Here is a 2,492-nt window from a genome sequence, read left to right on the forward strand (position 1 = left end):
GTAAGCGGTGTCCTCAGGCCACAGCCCTGAGCGCGGGAGCCCGGATGTAGGCCCACGGCAGGAGATCGTCGATCTGGCTGTTGGGGTGGCCGTTGACGATCCTGGTGAGGACGTCGGCGAGGTAGCCGAGCGGCTCGACAGCGTTGAGTTTGCAAGTTTCGATCAGCGAGGCGACGACGGCCCAGTGCTCGGCGCCGCCATCCGATCCGGCGAAGAGTGCGTTCTTGCGGTTCAGCGCGATCGGGCGGATCGACCGCTCGACGGTATTGGAGTCGATCTCGATGCGGCCATCGTCGAGGAAGCGCGAGAGGCCATCGAAGCGCGAGAGCGTGTAGCGGATCGCTTCGGCGAGCTTTGTTTTCTGGCTGATCAGCCCGAGCTTTTCGCGAAGCCAGGGCTCGAGATCGACGACGATCGGGCGGCTCTTGTCCTGGCGCGTGGCACGGCGCTGCTCGGCGGATCGTCCACGAATGTCATCTTCGATTCTGTAGAGTTCAGCGATCCGCCGGAGCGCCTCGCTGGCGATCGGCGCGGGACCGGCCGCGGCGAGTTCGTAGAAGCGCCGGCGCACATGTGCCCAGCAGAACGCGAGCACGACGCCGCTCTTGTCGGCGAGCACGCGATAGCCGCCATATCCGTCGACCTGCAGGATTCCGGCAAAGCCCGCGAGATGAGCGATCGGTCGCTCCGCCTTTCGGTCCGGCGCATAGACATAGGCGACGCCCGGCGGGTCGGCTCCCTCCCATGGCCGATCGTCTCGGGCATAGGCCCAGAGCTGGCCTGTCTTCGTCTTGCCGCGGCCGGGATCGAGCACTGGCGCTGTGGTCTCGTCGGCGAACAGCTTCGGCGAGGACTTCAGCTTCGCCAGCAGTCGCTCGTGGACTGGACGCAGGTGCCAAGCGGCGCGGCCGACCCAGTCGGCGAGCGTGGAGCGATCGAGATTGATGCCCTGCCGGGCGTAGATCTGCGCCTGGCGATAGAGCGGCAGATGATCGGCATACTTAGAGACCAGCACCTGCGCGACGGTGGTCTCGGTCGGCAGGCCACCTTCGATCAGCCGCGCAGGTGCCGGAGCCTGCACGATAACGTCCTCGCAGGCGCGGCAGGCATATTTGGGCCGGCGCACCACGATCACGCGCAGCTGCGCCGGAACGATGTCGAGCCGCTCGCTCACGTCCTCGCCGATCCGGTGCAGGCCATTGCGACAGCACGGACAGGCATGGTCCTCGATGTCGACCACCATCTCCACGCGCGGAAGATGGACCGGCAGCGCGCCACGGTTCGCCCGGCGCTTCGCAGCCTTTGCTTGATGCTCAGAAGGAGCGGTCTGTTCCTGCTCTTCCTCGCCGGCGGCCTCAATCTGTTCGGCCTCTTCGAGCCCCAGCAGTAACTGATCCTCGGGAAGCGTCTCGGCTCTTCGGCCAAAGCGGTGACGCTGCAATTCCTTGATGATCTGGATCAGCCGGGCATTCTCGACATCGCGCGCCAGGACCATCGCCTTCAGCGCGTCCGGATCGTCGGGAAGCTGGTCAGCCGTTATCGCCATGAGCGGATCAGACCATATTCGTCAACGCCGGGCGACAGTGGAATCCGGGCTGATTCACTTGGTCGCGGATCAGCCTGCCTGCGCCGGAACGCGGGTCCGGCGGGCTTCATGGACCCGCCGCCAGTCGAGACCTTCGAGCAGCGCCGACAGCTGCGCGGCCGTCAGCCGCATTATGCCGTCATGGACTTTCGGCCAGCGGAACTCGCCGTCCTCCAGCCGCTTGGCATAAAGGCAGACGCCGGTGCCGTCCCAGAAGATCAGCTTGATCCGGTCAGTCCGCTTCGCGCGGAAGACATAGACCGCGCCGCTGAACGGATCGGCGCCCATCGTCTCGCGCACGAGCGCCGCCAAGCCCTCCGCGCCCTTGCGGAAGTCTACTGGCTTTGTCGCCACCATGACCTTGACCGCGCCCGTCGGCCCGATCACGACGGCGCTTTCAGCGCACGGATCACCGCCGCCACCGTCCTGGCGTCGGCGCCACGGCCGACCCGCATGGCGACGCCATCGATCTCCAGCTCGATCACGCCGGCATCCCGGGCGGCTTTCCGTTTCCGCTGCTCCGGCATCCGCCTTGCCGCCGGCTCCGACATCGGCGCTGCGACCACCGCCGGAACAAATAGCGATTCCGGTGCCGGCGCTTCCGCCAAAGGCTGACGGGCGGCCCGACGCCAGGCGAACAGCTGCTGCGGGGACAATGCATATCGCCGGGCCACCGCACTCACGGTCTCGCCGGCATCGTAGCTTTCCGCAACGATCCGAGCCTTCTCCTCCGGCAACCATTCGCGCCGCCGACCGGAACCCGTGAACACCTCGAAACGGCGCGCGGGCTCAGGATCGTTGGATTTAAGTGTAAGCTCTGAAATCGTCATGTGTCGAAGCCCTCAAAGGCTCCGAACATCGTTCCTCACGACCACGAGCGAAAGGTGCCACCGGAACAGCGCTTACG

The 2,492-nt window shown here is 66.0% G+C and carries 3 protein-coding genes; all 3 read right to left on the reverse strand.

What is annotated here, in order from left to right:
- Window positions 1-13: 13 nt before the first annotated feature.
- The 3 genes from EN824_RS33400 to EN824_RS33410 all read right to left on the reverse strand — a co-directional run bounded on the left by EN824_RS33400 (window position 14) and on the right by EN824_RS33410 (window position 2,415).
- The gene (locus EN824_RS33400; RefSeq protein WP_128314334.1) at window positions 14-1,546 is read right to left on the reverse strand and encodes an IS66 family transposase; all 1,533 of its coding nucleotides are present in this window, start codon (window positions 1,544-1,546) and stop codon (window positions 14-16) included.
- 69 nt (window positions 1,547-1,615) lie between these two features.
- Window positions 1,616-1,972 carry an IS66 family insertion sequence element accessory protein TnpB gene (tnpB, locus tag EN824_RS33405; RefSeq protein WP_120019134.1) on the reverse strand — a complete coding sequence of 119 codons (357 nt, stop codon included), beginning with the start codon at window positions 1,970-1,972 and terminating at the stop codon, window positions 1,616-1,618.
- Window positions 1,969-2,415 (reverse strand): transposase, encoded by a 447-nt coding sequence (locus EN824_RS33410; protein ID WP_128314335.1) that lies wholly within the window; start codon window positions 2,413-2,415, stop codon window positions 1,969-1,971. Before EN824_RS33410 ends, tnpB begins: the two co-directional genes overlap by 4 nt.
- Between the last annotated feature and the right edge of the window lie 77 nt (window positions 2,416-2,492).

The sequence above is a fragment of the Mesorhizobium sp. M8A.F.Ca.ET.181.01.1.1 genome (assembly GCF_004792025.1).
In the GTDB taxonomy this organism is placed as follows: domain Bacteria; phylum Pseudomonadota; class Alphaproteobacteria; order Rhizobiales; family Rhizobiaceae; genus Mesorhizobium.

Excerpts from the sequence above, each read along its gene's own strand:
- EN824_RS33400 (WP_128314334.1), bottom strand. The coding sequence starts at position 1,546 with ATGGCGATAACGGCTGACCAGCTTCCCGACGATCCGGACGCGCTGAAG.
- EN824_RS33410 (WP_128314335.1), bottom strand. The coding sequence starts at position 2,415 with ATGACGATTTCAGAGCTTACACTTAAATCCAACGATCCTGAGCCCGCG.